A 19,022-nucleotide genomic window follows, 5' to 3' on the forward strand; every position below is an offset into this window, starting at 1 on the left:
ATATAGTGAACTTTTAATCCATGCTTTTTCAGCTCTACTAATCATGAATGGAATGAATCAAGCCTTTTTGGAAATAAGTTCATTTCGTCTATTTTATGTTTATGCTAATTGTGACCGAATTGTGACAACTTTTTGTCTCTTTAGACGAAAAGTTGAAACAAAACTTTCAAAAAGGACAATTCTACTTACACAAACAAAAGGCTATGGAGAATTTCCCCATAGCCTTTCGTTTGCATTTTATTAGACAATCATTTCGTTATGTTTAATGGTAAGTGTTTCAATTTGAATTGTAGCATGTTCAATATGGAACTCTTGCTTTAACATATCAATAATATTTTGAAGCACTTCTTGATCATTTTGATTTTTATCAATCATTACATGAACACTTAAAGCATCTAATCCTGATGTAATAGTCCAAATATGAAGATCGTGTATATCACGTACACCCTTTACTCCTTTAATAGCTTTCTTAACTTGTTCTATTTCAATTGAAACAGGTGTACCCTCCATAAGTATATGAATGGAATGTTTTGTTACTCCCCACGCACTCTTTAAAATCAATAGAGCTACAACTACTGAAATAATTGGATCTGCAATATACCATGAGAATAATGACATAAGTACACCAGCTACTAATGCGCCAACTGATCCTAAAGCATCCCCAAGAACATGTACATATGCGCTACGTAAATTCACGTTATTTTTTACATCACCTTGTCTCATGAGCGCCCATGCACTAATTAAATTTGCTAGTAAACCAATTGATGCGATTAACATCATTGGACCACTTGCTACAGTTGGTGGTTCAAAAAAACGACCAATTGCTTCCCATACGATAAGCCCTGCTACAACAAATAATGTAATTCCATTAATTAATGCTGCTAATATTTCAAAACGATAATATCCATATGTTTTTGTAGAAGTAACCGTTCTAGCTGCAAGTCCTATTGCAATTAAACTTAATAATAATGAACTTGTATCACTTAACATATGTCCTGAATCAGATAATAAGGCCAAACTATTTGTAACTAGTCCCCCAAAAAATTCAAGGAACATAATAGTTGCTGTAATTACTAAAGCTGTAATTAACCCTTTTCTATTCCCTTTCCTGCTCTCCTCAAAATGATGATGTCCATGCGAATGCCCGTGAGTATGTCCATGATGTTGGTGACCGTGATGATGTCCCATATAAATTCCTCCCTTTAATTTTGTTTTGTCTTTCATAATTCCTCTATTGAATTTTCACTTTATTTATAAATGGCTCTTTTCTTACCTGAATCGAACTTGTTGGACAGCCGTCACTTGCCGCCAACATTGCTTTCAAGAAAGTTTTTGGGATCCCCATTATTCCTTGATTGTTATCTAATGCACTAAATGATTTCCCTCTTCCATCTAATTGATATATATCAGGTGCTATAGAAGTACATAATCCACATGACTCACAATTCTTTTTATTTACGATCGTATAATGTAACAATATAAATCACCTCCGTCACAAACATACAATACACGGGTAGGGTATGTTAAAATGTTTATTTTATACAAATTTCCCTATTCAAATAATAATGGTCTATCGGTTTTAAATCGTTATCCAATTCATAAACCAATGGTGTTCCTGTTGGAATGTTTACATTTTCTATATCTTCATCTGAAATTTGATCTAAATGTTTTACTAAAGCACGTATTGTATTTCCATGGGCTGCAATAATTACTTGTTTACCAGCTTTTACATTAGGAGCTATCTCTTCATTCCAATATGAAACAACTCGTTTCTCTGTATCTTCTAGATCTTCTGTAAGAGGAAACTCATAATCATTTAAATCTCTATATTTCGGATGTGTTGCTTCATATCTTTCGTCATCTTTTGTAAGTGCTGGTGGGCGTACATTTGTTGAACGTCTCCATAAAGTTACTTGTTCATCGCCATATTTTCTCGCTGTTTCTTCCTTGTTTAACCCTTGAAGCGCACCGTAATGACGCTCATTTAATTTCCATGTTTTATGAACAGGTATCCACATCAAATCCATTTCTTCGAGAGTCATCCATAAAGTACGCATCGCTCTTCTCAAAACAGATGTAAATGCTATATCAAATGAGAAACCATTCGCTTTCAGCATTACTCCGGCTTCTCTTGCTTCTTCCAAACCTTTATTGGATAAATCAACATCCGTCCAACCAGTAAACCTATTTTCAACATTCCATTCACTTTGTCCGTGCCGTATTAAAACTAGCTTTACCATACTTATTATCTCCTCTCCTTTTAAAGTTGCATTTTCATAAAGAAGTATCTTTATGAAAATGCATGATTACATATCAAGTTCTTTCTTGTTCATTTCACTACTATGACTAAACGCTAATTCAATTAATCCATTTACGTGAGAGTCATCTAATGAATAAAAAACAAGTTTCCCTTCTTTACGCTTTTTCGCTAATCCTATTGTTTGTAATAGTCTTAAATGATGCGATGCCGTTGCAATACTGCTATGAATAATACTTGCGACATCTCGTACGCAAAGCTCATTTTCCGTATACAGCGCATAAGCAATTTTCAAACGTGTTTCATCTGCAAGTGCCTTAAACATTTTCGCTACACTACTTATATTTTCTTTCTCCAACATGTCACTTGCATGTTTGACTTTTTTCTCATCATGATAACAAAGTTCACAATGTTCTTCACTCATATGTAACACCTCTTATTCAAATATATATTTGATTATGTATGTAGTATACCTTATTAACCAAAAACATTCAAATGTTCATTTGAATGTTTTTGGTTAATATCTTAAATATGTATATATAACAAAAAGAATCCCACATAATATGGAATTCTTTTTTATGCTATTAATTCTTCTATAAATGACTAATGAATCTTAATCCTTTACTTAAAGTAGTCGGCACAACAGATGCATGATTCTCCCCTTCAGCCTCATAGAATTTAATTTTAAACTGATCGTGTTTTACTAGGAGAAGGCGCTCTGATAATGCATTTGCCCCTACAACCATGTGCTCTCGTTCCAATGACCCAACTGTAAGGAATACTCTCGTTTCAACCTTAGCATTGTTTAATTCATTTATAAGATTCTTTTCTTTTTCAAGCACGGATTGGTTATTCCACCAAATAGATGGACTACTTATAAAATAATTTTGAAAGGCATTTACGTTTGTGAATAGTATATGTAAAGCAAATAGACCACCTAAAGAATGTCCAAATAACGTTTGCTTTCCTTTATCAATCTCAAATTCTTTTTCAATTTGTGGTTTCAATTCTTCTTCAATAAAAGTAAAGAAGTTATGCGCTCCCCCTGTTTTAGGCCACGGTTTACCGTCCGGTTTTAACGGGGCATCTTCTGAAATTACGCTAGGCGTAAAATCATAGCATCTTTCTTCTCCTGAAAATGCCCCTTCAATTGGATAACCAATAGCTACTATAACGGCTGGTGAAACACCTGTTTTTTCCGCCCTTACCGATTGGATTTTAATCGCTTCGTGGAATGTTTGAAAAAACGCATTTCCATCTAATACGTATATGACAGGATATCCTGACTCTGGTGCTGGTTGCTTCGGCTTCGAAATATGAATTTGATATTCCTTACCATCTAATTTCGAATACATTTTCCACTGTTCTGTATTAGATGTAATAATCTGCTGTTTTTCAATAGTAGTATTCATCTTATATCCCCCTTCTTAACTCGTTATATATATTTCTACTTTCTCTTCTTGAGATACAATGCTATCGTAGCCGAAACAAACAGGAGACCCGTTATACGGATCAATCATGACACGCGCATCAATATGAAATACTTCTTTTAACACTTCATTTGTAATGATTTCTTCTGGGATACCAGTTGTAACGATTTCCCCTTCCTTCATTGCAATAATTTCATCTGAAAACCTTGCTGCATGGTTAATATCATGTAGTACCATTACGACCGTACAATTATGCTCTTTATTTAACTTCTCCACAATTTGTAATACATCTAATTGATGAGACATATCAAGATATGTCGTTGGTTCATCTAGTAGTAACACTTCTGTCTCTTGTGCTAAAGCCATCGCTAGCCATACCTTCTGTCGTTGACCACCTGATAAATTTGCAATTTGTCTCGTTCGAAATTCAGAAGTTTTCGTTATTTCTAATGCCCAATCAATCATTTCTTTATCTTTTGAAGTTAACTTATTTACGTTATTTCGATGTGGATAGCGTCCATAAGAAATTAACTCTTCTACTTTAAGCTCTCCTGGCGCAATTGGAGTTTGCGGAAGTAAAGCTAACTGCTTCGCAATTTCTTTCGTTGGAATTGTATTTAAATCCTGTCCTTGCAAATATACTTTACCGCTCTTTTGCTTTAAGATTCTTCCCATTGTTTTTAACAATGTCGATTTACCGCACCCGTTTGGCCCTATAATTGTCGTTACTTTTCCTTCTTGTATTTCCACATTTAAATCGCGAAACACTGTAAGCTTTTCATAACTCGTTTCTAAATTTTTTGCACTTAAAATACTCACTTTTATTCCTCCTCTTACGCTTTCGCCTTATAAAGTAAATATAAGAAATACGGTACACCGACAATAGAAATAACGATTCCAACTGGTAACTCTACAGGTGTGAAAACTGTTTTTGCAATAAAATCTGAAGCAATTACAAGGAACATTCCGATTACTCCGCACGTAGGAATGATATACTTATGCTGAATACCGACAAGTCTTTTCGCTATATGCGGTGCCATTAGTCCAATAAAACCAATACTCCCTGACACAGCAACACATGCGCTCACAAGTCCGATACTACTTAATAGTAAAATGGATTTCTCTCGTTCTACTGCAACACCTAAACTTGTAATACTCGTTTCTTCCAATTGAAATAAATCTAATAAATAAGCTTTCTTTTGTATAAGCGGAATTAAAATGATAAGCCACGGTAACATAGCAACAATATACTTCCAATTTGCACTATATATACTTCCAGACACCCAAACTGCAGCCATTTCAAAATCAGTTGACTTCATTTTGAGTGATAAATACATAGAAAAGGCTCCAAATCCTGATCCAATTGCAATCCCTGTTAATAAAAGACGCTGCGAATCTAACTTACCGTTTTTCCAAGAAAACAGATAGATTATGGTGGCTGCACCTAATCCACCAACTAACCCAAACATCGGCATCATCATAATAGAAACCCAGTCTGTGCTCTTTAATTGGCCTTGAAAGAAAAACATAAAAATGACGATTGCTGTTCCTGCCCCGGCATTTACTCCTAAAATACCTGGGTCTGCCAATCCATTCCTCGTAATTCCTTGAATAACGGCACCGGCAACACCAAGGCCTAGTCCTACTAATCCAGCAATTACAATACGCGGAAGACGAAATTCAAATATAACTAAATCATGATCTGGTACTGGATCTATTCTAAGGAGTGTTTTAAATACATCTGTAATCGTAATGTCGAACGTACCATTTGTTAAACTAATATAAATAGCACATAGTATTAAAAATATAACAATCCCCATCGTCATTCCAAAACGTTGACTTGAACTTTTAAGCATGTCTCTCTCCTCCTCTTGTACGGATTAAATAAAGGAAGAAAGGAATTCCAATTAAAGATGTTACGACTCCAATTGGCGTTTCAAATGGATAATTTACAAATCTACTTAAAACGTCACATAATGCTAAGAACACGCCACCAATAACGCCTGCACATGGTAAAATCCACTTATAATCTACTCCAATTATAAAGCGAGTAATGTGCGGAATAATTAAACCTACAAAACCAACTTTCCCCACTAAAGCAACTGCTGTTCCTGTTAAGAAAATAACCGATAAAATTGCCATCGCTTTAACTAGTCTTGTACGCTGCCCTAGGTTAATGGAAACTTCTTCTCCTAAAGAAAGAATAGTAATAGATTTTGATATGAACAGCGCTAAAACTATTCCAATTATCCCAAACGGTATCGTGATTTTAATAATATTCGGGTCCACTTGATCTAATTTTGCATTAAACCAAAAGCTAACATTTTGAGAAATTTGGAAATATGAAGCCATTGCAGCAGATACACTACTTAAAAATGTTCCAATAACTGTTCCGATAATTGCTAACCTAACTGGTGATAAGCCATTTTGAAGGAGCGAACCAAAGCCAAACACGATACCGGCTCCTAGTGCAGAACCAATCATTGAACATAAAACCATACCAATTGATGACATTCCCGGAAGAAAAATCATACAAAGTGTAATAACAAAGGCTGCCCCATCCGTCACACCCATAATAGAAGGGGATGCAAGATAGTTTCTTGTCATCCCCTGCATAAGTGCTCCTGATATGGCTAGAAATGCTCCGACTAAAAGAGCTGCAACTACCCTTGGTATACGTGAAGTAATAATAATATTATGATTTACATTGCTTGAATCAAAATGAAATAATGCGTTCCACACTGTTTCAGCATCAATACTTTTCGCCCCATACAAAATAGAAAGTATAACTGTAAATAAGATGAGTATGGGTGCTATACATAATATGGTTACTGGTACTACATTTGTTTTCTGCATATCATTCAACGCACCTTACTTATTGTATTATTTAGATAAATTTTTCACTGCTTCTTTTAAGAATGCTGTTTTACTCCAAGCTGTACCACCTTGTGCCATTGGATCCACAACGTTTACAAATACTTTCTTTTCTTTCGCAGCATTCATACTTTGCCAAATTGGATTGCTTTCAATTTCTTCTAGCACTTTCGGATTTTTATTTTCACTTGCCTCATATTGTAAGAAAATATAATCTGGGTTAAGTTCAGCAAGTTTTTCAAATGAAATTTTCTCTTGTGCTTTTACAGCTTTCAATTGTTCTGGTGCAGTTAGTCCAAGATCTTTATAAATTACAGGGTTGAAGTATACTCCTTCTGGATATAGGAATAATTCGTTTGCTCTTAGTCTAATAACAAGTACTTTTTTATCTTTTAACTTATCTCCTAGTTTTGCTTTTGCTTTTTCAGCATCCGCATTGTAATCTTTAATAATTTTTTCCGCTTTATCTTTTTTACCAGTTAGTTCTCCCATTAACTTTAAGTTATCTTCCCAATCTGTTGAAACATGTGATACTGGGAACGTCGGAGCTACTTTCGTAAACTTTTCAGCTGTTTCTGCTGGGAATTTCGTACTAGATGTAATAACATCTGGTTTTAATTGAAGCAATGTTTCAAAGTTCGGTTGCATCTTTTCACCTACAGATTTTGCACCCTCTAATTCTTTTTCAAGATACTTTGGTAATTTACCGCCTACAGTAATTGCACCAACTGGTTTAATTCCAAGTACTGCCGCATCTTCCATTGACTCTAAACTAGCCGTCGCTATTTTATCTACTTTTGCTGGTACTGTATATTCTTTACCTAAATATGTAATTTTTCTTTTTTCGTCTTTTTTCGTTTCCGTAGCTTTTGTTTGTTGCTTTTGCTCTCCTGAAGTCTTATCCGCACTATTGCACGCTGCTAACCCTACACTTAAAACTGTAACCATCCCTAATGTAAATAACTTCTTGTTCATCTTTATATATCTCCTCTCGAAATCTTTACATATATTATTCCAACAACAAAACTTAATTATATGAAACATAACCTTCATCTATATTTCACATCATTAACAAATCTATGTAAAATGAAGATTCATCCTCGTTCACTTCCCCCAGTATGAAATTATTTGCCGTTCCCACCAACGATAACCACTATTAATGATAATGATTATCGTTATTAAGTATATATTTAATATTTAATTATTTCAAGAATGATTTGAAAAATTTTAACAAACTGAACAAAAAAAGAAGTATCTCCTTTTCTCAGGAAGATACTTCTTTTTTTAGAAATCCATATGTAATTCAACCGGACAATGGTCGGATCCCATTATTTCACTATTAATTTTCGCATCGGTAATTTTATGTTTTAGCCTTTCAGAAGTTACAAAGTAGTCTAAGCGCCACCCGATATTTTTCGCTCTTGCTCCCATACGGTATGACCACCATGAATATGCGCCTTCTTGCTCAGGGTATAAAAAGCGATATGTATCAACAAAGCCTTCCTCTAAAATTTTTGTAAACTTCTCTCTTTCTTCATCCGAAAAACCAGGATTTTTCCGATTGCTTTTCGGATTTTTCAAATCGATTTCTTTATGGGAAACATTTAGATCACCACAGAAAATAACTGGTTTCTTTTTATCTAATCGCTTTATATAAGCCCTGAAATCATCTTCCCATTTCATTCTGTAATCTAAACGTTCTAATCCTCGTTTTGAATTTGGTGTATATAGCGTTATCATGTGAAAATCTTCAAATTCTAATGTAATAACGCGTCCTTCTTGATCATGTTCGTCAATCCCTAAACCGTATGTAACAGAAAGCGGTTCTTTTTTCGTGAAAATAGCCGTTCCTGAATAGCCTTTTTTCACAGCATAATTCCAATATGTATAATATCCCTCAGGATTTAAATCAATTTGTCCACTTTGTAATTTAATTTCTTGTAGACAAAATATATCTGCATTGGATTCCTCAAGATATTCTAAAAAACCACCCTTCGCGATAACTGCACGCAAACCATTTACGTTCCATGAAATTAACTTCACTTATAGTCCTCCTCTTGTTGTTCACTTTCAAAGTTCATGCTAACACAAAATAGATAACCTATCATAGTTTCATCTTTGTAATCTTGCTCTTACATCCGTAATTGCATACGTACGTACTTTATTCAGGTTATACTAATCTCAGAGGTGACATTCTATGAACAATGAGAAATTACAAAGATACGAATTAACAGATGAGTATTGGCAAGCAATTATTCATAATGACTCTTCCTATGATGACAAATTCTTTTATGCTGTGAAATCAACTGGTATCTTTTGCCGACCATCGTGTAAATCAAGAATACCGAATCAAAACAATGTACGAATTTTTCTTCATGCAGAGCAAGCATTGCAGGCAAACTTTCGTCCGTGCAAACGTTGTAAACCAAATGGGATCACTTTACCAAATGAAGAGTGGGTAGAACAAATTAAAGAGTATATTGAAAAGCATTTTGACGAAGTATTAACTCTCGACATACTGGCGGAAATGTGCCACGGTAGCCCCTTTCATTTACAACGCACTTTCAAAAGAATAACAGGAATTAGCCCAATAGAATATATACAGCAATTCAGGATTGTGAAAGCAACGGAATATCTTTCACATACAAAGCGATCCGTTAAGGAAATTAGTACTGCTGTCGGGATAGAAAACCAAGAGTATTTCGCAACTTTATATAAAAAGAAAACTGGATTTACTCCTACTGAATATAGAAAAAAGAACGTAATGAAGGAGGGAGACAATAATGAATTCCTACAAAAATAAATCTATATATTGGACGCTACTTACATATAAAAATTGGTGCTTTCATATTGCTGCAACTGAAAATGGAATTTGTTTCATTGGATCACAAGACGCAAACTTTGAAGAACTAAATATATGGGCTAGAAAAAAACAGCCCCCACATATATTGACTTGCAATCCAGATTACATGCAAACATATACGAAAGAAATTATCGAGTATTTAGAAAACAAGCGTGAAACTTTTACTTTCCCTATCGATGCTTACGGAACTGCTTTTCAATTATCCGTTTGGAATGCAGTACGTGAAATTCCTTACGGGAAGACCTATTCTTATTCAGAAATTGCAGAAAGAATTCAAAAGCCTACAGCTGTGCGTGCCGTTGCTTCTGCTATTGCCGCCAACCCTCTTCTCATTACGATTCCTTGCCATCGCGTTATAGGAAAAGATGGAAAACTAACTGGCTTTAGAGGCGGATTAGAAATGAAGAAATTACTATTAAACTTAGAAATGAGGCTGGGAGAATAAAGTAAAACCTTAATGGGTGTGGGTTTTGTTCCCCCCACTCATTATTAGCTATCATCAACCGTGCTTTTACAAGAAAAAAAGACCTTCCCTTACAGAAAGCCTTTACATTCATACAAATCTTTAGGAGTAAAATTTAATTTTAATCACTCTTCTTCATCTTCATAGAAACCAAATAATTTTTCCTCTTCATATTCATACTTTCTTCCGAGATTGTTTGTATCCCTTTCGATTTCTAACATGACTATATATTGCTCTTTATCCATAAAGGAAGATCCTGACTTTTTTAATTCAATTACTTTAATCTTATCATGTTCATATGTTTTTGAATAAGCCTTTATCTCTTCAATCGTACTTTTTAAGTCTTCTTCATTTCCACGATAGATATCTAATACAACTTTATTTTTATGCTTTTCAATCAGAACGATACCCTCCCTTCTATTTTGAATACAATGGGAATTGAGTGTTTTTACTACTATCCGCAGTATTAATGATTACTCTATGATGCACTGTAGGAGTATCATTAGTACTTATATTACTATTAAATTCTTTTCTATAAAAAGTTCTCCAAGGTCCACCATCCTCACGAGCAGACCAAGCTTGATCAGGTTGATTCATAGTTGTTTCTCTTAATTTTTTCACATCTACATTTTTTCCATACTGAGTTCTATTCTTAGTAGATTTTCTTGTTGAATCATATTTATGCCTATCGTAGGCATGAGAATTAATAAAATCCGCCTTGTTTGATCCACCATTTACTTTAGTGGGAACTTTTTTCGATGCATTTGGTTTTGGTTTTGGCTTCCCTTTTCTTAATTGTACCCCATTATAAATAGAATCTTCTTCAAAATCATCTTGATTTAGAATTTCATCTTTAATCGTCGTATTCGTTTCTTCAATATTAATTAAATTTACTTTTAAACGACTTTCATATATTTCTAAACCCAGATTAAGGATTGAAGTAGTACCGTTCATATTATTATAAAAATATTTTACTTCTTGTAATGAATTCTCAGTGACATCCATTGCTTCTATAAATTCAATAAATTCTTTTTGATCAATGAGTTGATTACCATAAGTATCAGTAATTAATTCCAAACCATCAATTTTAATATATTGATTTTTAAATATTAATTCTGCAGATATTTCATTCAAGTTACTCATAAAGAATGAAGATATCATCATTAATATTATTAAAACTGGTAACATTTTTTTCTTCACAAAAATCCCTCTCCTATTCATAATAATTTTTACTCCTTAAGAAAATAATAATTCTTGTATAATTTTATAACAAGTCTAGTTTTATATGTATATTATTGATATAATTTATTTAATAATACAATTTAACGAAATGTATTACTTAGTAACGTAAGGACTGTCTATATGTAATATTAATTAAATACGATAACAAACGTATAAAAATTCCACATACTATATCAAAATGATATACCTTAAGGCAACGTGTTGAGTGGTTTAGAGCTTATATAGTTTGGAACAATAGAACATTTATTATTCTCAACATTTTAAGTAATAGCAAAAATGCTACTACTTAACATTCGCGGTATAGAATCATAAGCTACTCGCTCTGTTTTAATGCAATTAAATTTATAACAGGTTCCGAAAATAAACCGACTAAACATGAAATAAAAGACTTTGCGGCAAACCAGAAAAATTGGTAATATTATACATTTTTTATTTGTGGCGAGTGCTATATTAAAAAGAACCAAGTAGCACATTCGTACTACTTGGTTCTTTTCTAAGCTTGTTCTTCAAATCGTCTTGCGATTTCTACAATAACTTGAACAGCTTTTTCCATAGTATCTACCGAAACATACTCAAATTTACCGTGATAGTTTTCACCACCAGTGAAAATATTTGGCGTCGGTAATCCCATATATGATAATTGTGATCCATCTGTTCCACCACGAATCGGGTGAATGTTCGGTTCGATATTTAAACTTTTCATCGCTTCATATGCAATATCAACAATTTCTCTTACCGGTTCAATTTTTTCAAGCATGTTATAATATTGATCATTCATTTCTAAAACAACCGCATCTTGCCCATACTTCTCTTGCATTTTCTTCACAATATTTTCAACGTTATTTTTACGTGTCTCAAAATTTTCACGATCAAAATCTCGAATAATGTAATACGCTTTACTTTGCTCAACATCACCATTTAAAGAAAGTAAATGATAGAACCCTTCATAACCTTCCGTATATTCTGGTGCATCTTCTACCGGCAGATGTCCATTAAACTCCATAGCAAGTTTAGTTGCGTTACGCATTTTATTTTTCGCTGTTCCAGGATGTGTATTCGTTCCGTTAAACGTTAACTTAGCACCTGCAGCATTAAAACTTTCATACTCTAAACCACCTAATGGACCTCCATCCATCGTGTAAGCAAATGATGCACCAAACGCTTCTACATCAAAATGCGCTGGTCCACGACCAATTTCTTCATCCGGTGTAAATGCTACTCTTATTTTCCCATGCTTAATTTGCGGATTATGTATTAAATAGTTCATTGCAACCATAATTTCTGTAAGACCAGCTTTATCATCTGCTCCTAGAAGTGTTGTACCATCAGTTGTAATAATTGTATGTCCTTTATATGATGGTAATTCTGGGAACTGTTCAGGTGTTAACACAACATTTAATTCTTCATTTAACGTAATCGCATTACCATCAAAATTTTCATGAATTTGTGGTTTTACGTTTTTCCCTGTAAAATCTGTTGCTGTGTCTAAATGAGCTAAAAAGCCGATTACAGGAACATCTTTATCTGTATTTGCAGGTAGTGTTGCCATTACGTAACCATTATCATCCATCGTCACTTCTGATAATCCAATCTCTTTTAACTCTTCCACTAATAACTTACCAAATTCAATTTGTCCAGGTGTTGTTGGTACTGTATGGCTTTCTTCATTTGATTGGGTATCAATTTTTACATATCTCGTAAATCTTTCAATAAGTTCTTGTTTCAAGTTCATTCACTCCCTTTTCTGTTTCTTTCTCCATTATAATCCTTAAAACGAAATATTTTAACTTTTTTGACTGTGAAAATATATATCCATTTACATTTTTAATAAATCATAAAAAGACATAATATTTGTACATTGGAATTCAAACATGTAATATACACCATTATATATTGGGAGGTTTTAAAGATGAGGCTAACTCTCTTTCGCTATTTTCTTTTTTTCCTAGGATTAATTTTCTTTGGACTTGGAAATGCTCTCGCAGTCAAAGTTCAATTCCTCGGTTTACACCCTTGGGAAGTTTTAAATATGGCTCTCTACCAACGATTTGGTTGGACAATTGGTACTTGGAGTGTCATATGTGGATTATGTCTCGTTCTTATCTCTTTACTAGTAGATCGAAAATATATAAACGTGGGTACATTTTTAAACGCACTACTTATCGGTCCTATTATGGACTTTTTCTTACAATCAAAAATCCTTCCAAACGCTAGTGATTATTTATGGATAAACTTACTCATTTTATTTTCTGGTATTGCAATTACAGGAATTGGGGGCGGCATGTACGTTGCGGCTGGCATTGGTGCTGGACCCCGCGATGGATTCATGCTTACCATTTCTGACAAAACTGGGTTATCTATTAGCCGTGCTCGAATCATTGTAGAATGCTTTGTACTAGTCATTGGATACATGCTAGGAGGTCCTGTTTTTATCGTAACTTTTCTATACACTTTTATTCAAAGTCCAATATTCCAACATTCATTTAAGGTATTTCAAAAACTCTTACATACTTTAAATAACAAAAACAAAGAACATATTAGTGAAAATATTTGAAGCTCAACTTAATACAAAAGAGTGTGTTTTAAAAATAATTTTTAAAACACACTCCATATACTCCATTTCATTCTTCTCTCCATAATCTCTCTACATTCATAAATTGCTCTTCTTTAAATTCTAGCTTATATATATCCGGTTTGGATGTATTCATTAAAAATTCAAGTCCATATTGATTATCAAAATAGTTCATCATTAGTGTCATTACAAGCCCATGTGTACCAATTACAATTTTATGTCCTTGAAAATTCATTAATATTTCTTTTAACACTCTCACTACTCTTCTCTGACAATCCGCATATGACTCTCCATCCTTCAGTGCATATTCTGGATTAAAAAACATCGCCTTTACAAGTGGGTACACTTCCTTATCCGATATAATTTTATCTTCATTTGAAAACTTACACTCTTTAAGATTTTCATATACTAATATTTCTTTTTCATGGAGATTCGCTGACTCTTCTATCGTTAACATAGCCCTCTTATACGGACTTGAAATGAAAGTATTAATTCCCTCTGTTTCTAATATCTCAGTTACTCTTTGCGCATCTAAAATTCCCTTCTCAGTTAATCCACGTGTTCTTTCATTTCCTTCTAATTTTGGCGATTCACCATGTCTAACCATATAGATATATGTATTCATAATTCCTCCTTGAAAATATTTATAAGTTAATTACTTACTTTAACCTTTTCCGTATCAAAACTTGAATACAATCAAAATATTAATTTATTCTTTTTTTATGAACTTTGCTGAGCAGTTCGTCTAACCCAATCCGAAACTAAACCCTCAAATAATTCAGGCTGTTCAATTTGTAAATTATGTCCCGCCATATCTAATACCGCTAATGTCGCTCTTGGATAATCTTCAATGATTCCTACAATATCTTGATAACCTACCGATATATCTTGTCTTCCAGCTAATAAAAGAACGGTTTTTTCATATTTTTTATGCTGGAAGTCCAAAGTAAGAGAGTAATTCTTTTGTAATCTATCAATAAACCCATCATTAGCAATATCTATCCCTGGCTTAATTTCTTCTTTGAAACGCTTATATGTATACTCATTCGCAACCACTGCTAACTCACAAAATTCTTCCCTTTCGGTTGAAGTAAGCGCATTTAAAAATTCTTCATCTCTTACAATTACCTGTTTATCTGGGAGAAGCCTTTTTTCTCGTTGCGCTACAACAACAGGACATACTAACAATAATCCATTAACTCTCTCAAACATCTTTGAAAGTATCCCGCTAGCTAAATATCCCCCGTAAGACTCTCCTACTAGTAAAAAATCTTTAGTTGGGATGATTTTCTCAATAAATGCAGTTAACAGTTCTAATATACAATCTGAACTATTTATCCAATCTGGGGCATTCGATTTCCCCATTCCAGGTAAATCAATATAAATTCGTTGATATCCTATAGACTTCTGAAACACTGTTTCCATACATTTCTTCATTAATCTATGGTCAGGAGAACACCCATGTATGATAAGTACTGGCTTTCCTTCTCCAATGATTTCATAGTATACTTCTGCATCCCTAATCCGGCATATCATAAAAAAACCTCCCTATTTTTATATTCACCTTTAAAAACAACCCGCTCAAACTCAAAAGAATACACGTTCTCATTTTACATCTTTTCAGAAGTTAATTTCAAATCTTAATTTTCAGATTACAAACATTAAAAAAGCTTCCCTATGAGTGTATCTCCTCCAAGGAAACTTTTTTATATTTTCTTATACTCTATCAAAATTCGAAACTTATCTAGCTTCATTCTTCTATTTGCATCAATACAATTCTCCAACCATCTGGGTCCTCTATAGTAATCCCCTTTTCTTTCCAATATGGATTTTCTGGTTCTACTTCATCGTACCCCATTGCATGCAGCCTTTTACTCACTTTTTCTATTTCATTATATTCTTTTATATAAAACACAAGTAAATTATCTTTTGTTGGGGCTGGACATGGGCTTCCATCTATATGTCTTGTAAATTCTAAATGATATTCTTCATCCGGTAGACCAAACATGACTCCATCATAACCATCATGATCATAAAACTCACCTATACGTTTTAAACCTAATCCTTCTTCATAGAATGCAATAATCGCTTCAAATTTATCAGTTGGACGTGCTATTCTAAACTTCACCCATTTCATCGTGATTTTCCCTCCATATTAAAAATCAATTACTGTATTACATATTATTGTATATAATCAACACGTTTCTTTAATCCCTCATTAGTATGAGAATAGGTACATACAAAGGTCTTACTTAATACACTTTAATAACGAAAAACTCCCCTCATCTAGAGAGAAGTTCCCATCACTTTATATGCAATTTTACATCTCCGCTTGCAAATCACTAAAAAACCTTTAAAATCTAAAGGATGACTAAATATACAAATTCTATCTGCATTCCTTATAAATTAAAAATTATTGAACTCAATACTTTTTCAATTTTAAGAAGTATTACATTCTTCATTTTTTTCTTATAAGCATGCTTTTTATAAGGAAATCTGATACAATCCTTAAGTAATATTAATATGTATAGATATTACGAATATAGTGCATACTTAAAGAAGGTGATTTTATTGAAAATAAATAAAAATTTACAACTATGTATATTAATTACAACACTAATATGCTATTCAATCTATTTTATGTTTTTCTTTCTGTTCCCTACTCATTTTTCAAATTTCAATGTACGCTTTGCTTCACTCATCGTTGAAGTCATTACATTTATATCGCTAATTTACTCTATATATTCTAAAAAAGTTAGTTCAAATCCTTTTTGGATATGTATTACAATTGCAATGGGCAGTTTTTTATTAGGAAAAATAATATATACAGTTCAACATGAATTTTTCGAATTCCCAATACATAATTTCACTTTTTCAGATATATTTTACATGATATTTCTATTCTTCTTCCTTATTGCTTTTTGTTATAAGATTTTAAAGGAATGTAATAAGTGGGAAAAAGCTTTCTTTATTTGCGATATATGTATAGTACTCGCTTCCATACTCACATTAGAATGGTATTTATTTAATCAACCAGATTTAAGTGTTTTCTCTCTACCAATGGGAGAAATTTTCCTGTCATTTTTATATCCAATTGCAGACCTACTCTTTTTACTACTAGGTGCTAGTCTCATTTTTCGCCCAACTGTTTTTAAGTCGAAATGGAAAATATATATTTTTGTTTTTGTATTAATAAGTTCTGCAGCTTTTAATTATATTTATTTTTATTTAAATACTCATTTATCGCATGACACTGTAGCATTATTACGACTTTTATATAGAATACCACTATTACTTGTTGCAATAGCTGCTTCTATTCCAAGCGGTCTTACGAATAATACAAGTTATTCCATCGTAAACCCTGTACTAGGGAAAAAAGTTTTAGTCACATTTCCCTATCTCGTTGTTGCATTTCTAATTGGCTTTACCCTTAAAGAACAAACAGCTTCTTCCATTCTTATTACAGGAAACTGTATCACTTTTGTTTTCGTACTTATTCGCCATTCTATTGGACGTATGCAAAACAAGAGCTTAACAGAACGGTTACAATTCTTTAATGCACAATTAGAAGAAAAAGTTGCTGTACGAACTTCTGATTTAGTTCAAAAATCAGAGGCCCTATCTCAGAAACAACAAAAATTCGAATCATTATATGAATATCATCCTGATCCCATTTTTACTATTGATTTAAATGGTATTTTCTTAAATGTTAACAAAGCAGGCGGCATGCTACTTGGAGTCGCTACAAGTGAATTATTTGGCAAAACTTGTCTTTCTATTATCTTAGATGAAGATAAGCACAAACTAGCATCCGCATTAGAAAAAGTAAAAAAACAGGAGCCTACTTCTTTACAATTACGTTCTCAATACAATAATGGCTTTACTTATTTTTTATACGTTACAATCGTCCCTATTATGATAGACGGACAAATTTCAGGAAGTTATATTATGGTAAAAGATATTACCGCACTAAAAAAGCAACAAGAAGAAATAAAATATTTAGCATTCCATGATACTGTAACGAAAATTGGGAACCGTGCCTTTTTCCATAAGAAATTAAAAAAAGTTATAAAAAATGCTAAAATAACAGACAGTGAGTTCGCTTTATTATATTTAGATTTAGATCGCTTTAAAGCAATTAACGATACACTTGGACATTCGTCAGGAGATTACATATTAGAAGAAGTATCAAACCGATTCCAATCATGTCTTCCATCACATACTCATCTGTCAAGAATTGGTGGCGATGAATTTACAATCTTAATTGAAGACTATACTGACGAAGATTCCTTATTCCAATTATGTAACCAATTATTTGAATGCATGAAAAAGCCGTTTGTCATACATGAGCATAAATTAACTTTATCACTAAGTATCGGCATCGCTATTTATCCACATTCCGGAATCGATACCGCTACACTTCTGAAAAACGCTAATGTTGCAATGTATGATGCAAAGGCAAAAGAACTTAACTCTGTCTCTATTTATGACGATGTAATCGCTAGAAAGATTGAAAGACGATTACGATTAGAAAAAGATTTACCAAACGCAATACAAAATGAAGAATTGTTCCTTTTGTATCAACCTCAAGTTGATAGTGGATCTAATAAAATTATCGGTGCAGAAGCTTTAATCAGATGGAATCATCCTGAATTAGGTGTTATTTCTCCATACGAGTTTATTCCGATTGCAGAAGAAACACTACAAATTATTCCAATAGGAAAATGGACATTACAGCAGGCTTGTGAGCAAATGAAACGTTGGCACGCACTCGGATATTCGCATTTAAAAATAGGGGTAAATTTATCTGCTAAAGAATTTGAACAAGAGGATTTTGTAAAATCTATTTCTTCTACTTTAGCAACTACAGGCTTACCAGCAAGTTCTCTCGATCTTGAATTAACAGAGCGAATTGCAATGATGGATGAGAGAGAAACATTGATAAAACTGCGTACACTAAAAAGTTTAGGGATTCACATTTCAATCGACGACTTTGGTACAGGCTATTCTTCCCTAGCCTACTTACCTTTATATCCAATCGATACGTTAAAAATCCCAAGAGAATTTATTACAATGTCTGAAACATGTGAAGATGGAATGGAAATCATTAAAACGATCATCACATTAGCAAATACATTAGGAATGTCTGTCATTGCTGAAGGTGTAGAAACGAAAGAGCACGTAAATTTCCTTCAAAAAAATAAATGTCATTTTATTCAAGGTTACTATTACAGTAAACCTATTCATACTAATGCATTTACTGAGCTATTAGAAATCGGTATTCACCAATAGTACATAGCTAATCGGTATAAGTAATAATG

General features: G+C 33.1%; 20 protein-coding genes and 1 pseudogene. 5 read left to right on the top strand and 16 right to left on the bottom strand.

Annotation, left to right across the window (positions count from 1 at the left end):
• Window positions 1–240: 240 nt before the first annotated feature.
• From BAU23_RS01550 to BAU23_RS01595, 10 genes are all read right to left on the bottom strand, one after another.
• Window positions 241–1,188 carry a cation diffusion facilitator family transporter gene (locus tag BAU23_RS01550; RefSeq protein WP_000509827.1) on the bottom strand — a complete coding sequence of 316 codons (948 nt, stop codon included), beginning with the start codon at window positions 1,186–1,188 and terminating at the stop codon, window positions 241–243.
• 43 nt (window positions 1,189–1,231) lie between these two features.
• Entirely contained in the window at window positions 1,232–1,477 is a 246-nt protein-coding gene (locus BAU23_RS01555; protein ID WP_000903524.1) for a ferredoxin, read from the bottom strand.
• A 55-nt stretch (window positions 1,478–1,532) separates the two neighbouring features.
• Window positions 1,533–2,240, bottom strand: coding sequence for a 2,3-diphosphoglycerate-dependent phosphoglycerate mutase (gene gpmA, locus BAU23_RS01560; RefSeq protein ID WP_016130115.1), 708 nt, complete (start codon window positions 2,238–2,240; stop codon window positions 1,533–1,535).
• Between the two features lie 66 nt (window positions 2,241–2,306).
• Window positions 2,307–2,681: an ArsR/SmtB family transcription factor gene (locus BAU23_RS01565; RefSeq protein ID WP_001287980.1), complete on the bottom strand. Its 375-nt coding sequence runs from the start codon at window positions 2,679–2,681 to the stop codon at window positions 2,307–2,309.
• A gap of 169 nt (window positions 2,682–2,850) precedes the next feature.
• Window positions 2,851–3,669: an alpha/beta hydrolase gene (locus BAU23_RS01570; RefSeq protein WP_016130116.1), complete on the bottom strand. Its 819-nt coding sequence runs from the start codon at window positions 3,667–3,669 to the stop codon at window positions 2,851–2,853.
• Window positions 3,670–3,684: 15 nt separating this feature from the next.
• Window positions 3,685–4,506: an ABC transporter ATP-binding protein gene (locus BAU23_RS01575; RefSeq protein ID WP_016130117.1), complete on the bottom strand. Its 822-nt coding sequence runs from the start codon at window positions 4,504–4,506 to the stop codon at window positions 3,685–3,687.
• A 14-nt stretch (window positions 4,507–4,520) separates the two neighbouring features.
• On the bottom strand, window positions 4,521–5,543 hold the full coding sequence (locus BAU23_RS01580; RefSeq protein WP_000920469.1) for a FecCD family ABC transporter permease: 1,023 nt from the start codon (window positions 5,541–5,543) through the stop codon (window positions 4,521–4,523).
• Complete coding sequence (locus BAU23_RS01585) at window positions 5,536–6,543, bottom strand: FecCD family ABC transporter permease (RefSeq protein ID WP_071733429.1); 1,008 nt, start codon at window positions 6,541–6,543, stop codon at window positions 5,536–5,538. Before BAU23_RS01585 ends, BAU23_RS01580 begins: the two co-directional genes overlap by 8 nt.
• A 27-nt stretch (window positions 6,544–6,570) precedes the next feature.
• Window positions 6,571–7,536: an iron-hydroxamate ABC transporter substrate-binding protein gene (locus tag BAU23_RS01590; RefSeq protein WP_001035501.1), complete on the bottom strand. Its 966-nt coding sequence runs from the start codon at window positions 7,534–7,536 to the stop codon at window positions 6,571–6,573.
• A gap of 309 nt (window positions 7,537–7,845) precedes the next feature.
• Window positions 7,846–8,604: an exodeoxyribonuclease III gene (locus BAU23_RS01595; protein WP_000767609.1), complete on the bottom strand. Its 759-nt coding sequence runs from the start codon at window positions 8,602–8,604 to the stop codon at window positions 7,846–7,848.
• Window positions 8,605–8,758: 154 nt separating this feature from the next.
• Here BAU23_RS01595 and BAU23_RS01600 point away from each other — a divergent pair, with 154 nt between their 5' ends.
• Together BAU23_RS01600 and BAU23_RS01605 are read left to right on the top strand one after the other, a co-directional pair.
• Window positions 8,759–9,364 carry a bifunctional transcriptional activator/DNA repair enzyme AdaA gene (locus BAU23_RS01600; protein WP_016130119.1) on the top strand — a complete coding sequence of 202 codons (606 nt, stop codon included), beginning with the start codon at window positions 8,759–8,761 and terminating at the stop codon, window positions 9,362–9,364.
• Entirely contained in the window at window positions 9,345–9,869 is a 525-nt protein-coding gene (locus BAU23_RS01605; protein WP_001089822.1) for a methylated-DNA--[protein]-cysteine S-methyltransferase, read from the top strand. The genes BAU23_RS01600 and BAU23_RS01605 overlap by 20 nt, the downstream gene beginning before the upstream one ends.
• A gap of 143 nt (window positions 9,870–10,012) precedes the next feature.
• On the opposite strand, the gene BAU23_RS01610 is transcribed toward BAU23_RS01605, so the two are convergent.
• Window positions 10,013–10,288 (bottom strand): hypothetical protein, encoded by a 276-nt coding sequence (locus BAU23_RS01610; protein ID WP_033656619.1) that lies wholly within the window; start codon window positions 10,286–10,288, stop codon window positions 10,013–10,015.
• A gap of 16 nt (window positions 10,289–10,304) precedes the next feature.
• Window positions 10,305–11,087, bottom strand: a complete 783-nt coding sequence (locus tag BAU23_RS01615) for a Hook-associated protein 2 (RefSeq protein ID WP_244159698.1) — start codon at window positions 11,085–11,087, stop codon at window positions 10,305–10,307.
• Window positions 11,088–11,458: 371 nt separating this feature from the next.
• Between BAU23_RS01615 and BAU23_RS29645 the strand changes: the two are divergent.
• Window positions 11,459–11,583: pseudogene (locus tag BAU23_RS29645) on the top strand (DNA-3-methyladenine glycosylase); the annotation flags it as partial.
• Between the two features lie 39 nt (window positions 11,584–11,622).
• Here the strand turns inward: BAU23_RS29645 and pepT are convergent.
• Window positions 11,623–12,855: a peptidase T gene (gene pepT / locus BAU23_RS01620; protein ID WP_000807000.1), complete on the bottom strand. Its 1,233-nt coding sequence runs from the start codon at window positions 12,853–12,855 to the stop codon at window positions 11,623–11,625.
• Window positions 12,856–13,038: 183 nt separating this feature from the next.
• On the opposite strand from pepT, the gene BAU23_RS01625 reads away from it, so the two are divergent.
• Window positions 13,039–13,683, top strand: coding sequence for a YczE/YyaS/YitT family protein (locus tag BAU23_RS01625; RefSeq protein WP_001241273.1), 645 nt, complete (start codon window positions 13,039–13,041; stop codon window positions 13,681–13,683).
• Window positions 13,684–13,750: 67 nt separating this feature from the next.
• On the opposite strand, the gene BAU23_RS01630 is transcribed toward BAU23_RS01625, so the two are convergent.
• From BAU23_RS01630 to BAU23_RS01640, 3 genes are all read right to left on the bottom strand, one after another.
• Window positions 13,751–14,326, bottom strand: coding sequence for a histidine phosphatase family protein (locus BAU23_RS01630; protein WP_071733433.1), 576 nt, complete (start codon window positions 14,324–14,326; stop codon window positions 13,751–13,753).
• 95 nt (window positions 14,327–14,421) lie between these two features.
• Window positions 14,422–15,237 (bottom strand): alpha/beta fold hydrolase, encoded by an 816-nt coding sequence (locus tag BAU23_RS01635; RefSeq protein ID WP_071733435.1) that lies wholly within the window; start codon window positions 15,235–15,237, stop codon window positions 14,422–14,424.
• 214 nt (window positions 15,238–15,451) lie between these two features.
• On the bottom strand, window positions 15,452–15,838 hold the full coding sequence (locus BAU23_RS01640; protein ID WP_000872329.1) for a VOC family protein: 387 nt from the start codon (window positions 15,836–15,838) through the stop codon (window positions 15,452–15,454).
• 434 nt (window positions 15,839–16,272) lie between these two features.
• Here BAU23_RS01640 and BAU23_RS01645 point away from each other — a divergent pair, with 434 nt between their 5' ends.
• Window positions 16,273–18,993 (top strand): sensor domain-containing protein, encoded by a 2,721-nt coding sequence (locus BAU23_RS01645; protein WP_071733437.1) that lies wholly within the window; start codon window positions 16,273–16,275, stop codon window positions 18,991–18,993.
• Window positions 18,994–19,022 lie beyond the last annotated feature (29 nt).

The sequence above is a fragment of the Bacillus nitratireducens genome (assembly GCF_001884135.1).
Classification (GTDB): domain Bacteria; phylum Bacillota; class Bacilli; order Bacillales; family Bacillaceae_G; genus Bacillus_A; species Bacillus_A nitratireducens.

What these genes read in the sequence shown, in the direction of transcription:
- BAU23_RS01550 (WP_000509827.1), bottom strand. Translation starts at nt 1,188, where the DNA reads ATGGGACATCATCACGGTCACCAACATCATGGACATACTCACGGGCAT.
- gpmA (WP_016130115.1), bottom strand. Translation starts at nt 2,240, where the DNA reads ATGGTAAAGCTAGTTTTAATACGGCACGGACAAAGTGAATGGAATGTT.
- BAU23_RS01565 (WP_001287980.1), bottom strand. Translation starts at nt 2,681, where the DNA reads ATGAGTGAAGAACATTGTGAACTTTGTTATCATGATGAGAAAAAAGTC.
- BAU23_RS01570 (WP_016130116.1), bottom strand. Translation starts at nt 3,669, where the DNA reads ATGAATACTACTATTGAAAAACAGCAGATTATTACATCTAATACAGAA.
- BAU23_RS01580 (WP_000920469.1), bottom strand. Translation starts at nt 5,543, where the DNA reads ATGCTTAAAAGTTCAAGTCAACGTTTTGGAATGACGATGGGGATTGTT.
- BAU23_RS01585 (WP_071733429.1), bottom strand. Translation starts at nt 6,543, where the DNA reads ATGCAGAAAACAAATGTAGTACCAGTAACCATATTATGTATAGCACCC.
- BAU23_RS01590 (WP_001035501.1), bottom strand. Translation starts at nt 7,536, where the DNA reads ATGAACAAGAAGTTATTTACATTAGGGATGGTTACAGTTTTAAGTGTA.
- BAU23_RS01600 (WP_016130119.1), top strand. Translation starts at nt 8,759, where the DNA reads ATGAACAATGAGAAATTACAAAGATACGAATTAACAGATGAGTATTGG.
- BAU23_RS01605 (WP_001089822.1), top strand. Translation starts at nt 9,345, where the DNA reads ATGAATTCCTACAAAAATAAATCTATATATTGGACGCTACTTACATAT.
- BAU23_RS01625 (WP_001241273.1), top strand. Translation starts at nt 13,039, where the DNA reads ATGAGGCTAACTCTCTTTCGCTATTTTCTTTTTTTCCTAGGATTAATT.
- BAU23_RS01630 (WP_071733433.1), bottom strand. Translation starts at nt 14,326, where the DNA reads ATGAATACATATATCTATATGGTTAGACATGGTGAATCGCCAAAATTA.
- BAU23_RS01635 (WP_071733435.1), bottom strand. Translation starts at nt 15,237, where the DNA reads ATGATATGCCGGATTAGGGATGCAGAAGTATACTATGAAATCATTGGA.
- BAU23_RS01640 (WP_000872329.1), bottom strand. Translation starts at nt 15,838, where the DNA reads ATGAAATGGGTGAAGTTTAGAATAGCACGTCCAACTGATAAATTTGAA.